This is a genomic window from Devosia elaeis, assembly GCF_001650025.1.
In the GTDB taxonomy this organism is placed as follows: domain Bacteria; phylum Pseudomonadota; class Alphaproteobacteria; order Rhizobiales; family Devosiaceae; genus Devosia; species Devosia elaeis.
Map to the genome: position 1 here is coordinate 1 of NZ_LVVY01000019.1, position 1,695 is coordinate 1,695.

General features: G+C 65.7%; 2 protein-coding genes. One reads left to right on the forward strand and one right to left on the reverse strand.

Translation table 11 applies throughout. The features are described from left to right. The first annotated feature begins 640 nt into the window (after window positions 1-640). Window positions 641-1,018 (forward strand): GFA family protein, encoded by a 378-nt coding sequence (locus A3840_RS01130; protein ID WP_067450632.1) that lies wholly within the window; start codon window positions 641-643, stop codon window positions 1,016-1,018. A 5-nt stretch (window positions 1,019-1,023) separates the two neighbouring features. Here A3840_RS01130 and A3840_RS01135 read toward each other — a convergent pair. Next, a partial coding sequence (locus tag A3840_RS01135) for an ABC transporter ATP-binding protein (protein WP_131798204.1) occupies window positions 1,024-1,695 on the reverse strand: 672 nt, incomplete at its 5' end.

The window sequence follows — 1,695 nt, forward strand, 5'->3', positions numbered from 1 at the left end:
TGATCGTTGCAACCCCATCTCCACCCGGCTGATGAGGGGAGGATAGTATGGGGTGGTGGGGGTGGGGATAAGTTTTGGTTTTTCGGTTCGGCGCCTGTGGCAGCAACCCCCTCATCCGCCCTTCGGGCACCTTCTCCCCGAGGGGGAGAAGAATTGGTCCGGCGTCTGTTTTGGCACAGCGCCTCTTATTCCTCTCCCCCTCGGGGAGAGGGTGGATCGGCCGAAGGCCGAGACGGGTGAGGGGGGGCGGCAGGGTGTCTGATTTCTAACGCCAGTGCCTGCCGGCACCCCCTCCCAGCTTCGTTAGGCCTTTCGGCCAAGCTGCGCTACCTCCCCCGTCAAGGGGGAGGTGGGGTGCGGTGCTTGGGGCGGCTCCCCGCCATTCGCGCATAGCGCTCTTGGCCTTCTCGCCTCAAATCTCTCCACCGGAGAGATTTGAGGCGAGAAGCCCATCAAGGGGGAGGTGGGGGTTCGGTGTTTGCCACGGAATCCTGCCACCCACTGACCATCACCCTCGCGTCGGGCCAGAGGGTGGTGGGCGGTGTGATATGCGCTTCCGGTAAGGCGCGATGCGGCGTTGGGCGTGCGCGTCGGAGGTGAGAGTGATCTATTGGTGCCCGGATCGGGAGGAGAATGGCCGATGGAACAGGTGGATGGCGGGTGTCTTTGTGGGGCGGTGCGGCTGGTGGCCAGGGGCGCGCCGCGGCGGGTGGGGATTTGCCATTGTCTCGATTGCCGCAAGCATCACGGGGCGCTGTTCTATGCGGCGGCGATTTTCGAGGCCGGCGCGGTGACGATCAGCGGCGGGACCAGCCAATATCGGGGGCGCCATTTCTGCCCCCGCTGCGGCTCGTCCGTCTTTGCGCGCAGCGGAGACGAGGTGGAGGTGCATCTGGGCAGCCTGGATGCACCCGACCGCTTCGTGCCGGGCTATGAGGCCTGGACCATCCGCCGCGAAAGCTGGCTGCCGGCCTTCCCAGGCATGCACCAATATGAGCGGGACCGGGAAGGTGATTGAGCAATCTATTCGAGGCGCTTGCCGCTCGCGGCGTCGAAGAGATGGATCGCGGCAGGATCGACATGGACCCCGATCGTCTGCCCCGGTTGCAGCTCGACGCGTTCGCGGAAATAGATGGTGATCTTTTCCGCGCCCGCATGGGCGTGGACCAGCGTGTCGGCCCCGGTCGGCTCGACCACGTCGACCACTACGTCGATGCCGCCCGGCCCCAGGCGGATCTGCTCGGGGCGGATGCCATAGGACAAAGCCTGGCCGGCCGTGAGCGTGGCCTTTTGCGGCAGCGGCCAGCGCGAGCCGGCGGCGCTGCGGAATATCCGGATATCGCCTTCGGCTTCGACCGTGCCCGGCAGGAAGTTCATGGCCGGCGAGCCGATGAAACCGGCGACGAAGATATTGGCGGGCCGGTCGTAGAGCTCCAGCGGGGTGCCGAATTGTTCCACGACACCGTCATGCATGACCACGATGCGGTCGCCCATGGTCATGGCTTCGACCTGGTCGTGGGTCACATAGATGGTCGTGGTCTTCAGGCGCTGATGCAGCGCCTTGATCTCCGAGCGCATCTGCACGCGCAGCTTGGCGTCGAGATTGGACAGCGGCTCGTCGAAGAGAAAGACGGAGGGATCGCGCACGATGGCGCGGCCCATGGCGACGCGCTGGCGCTGCCCGCCGGAAAGCTG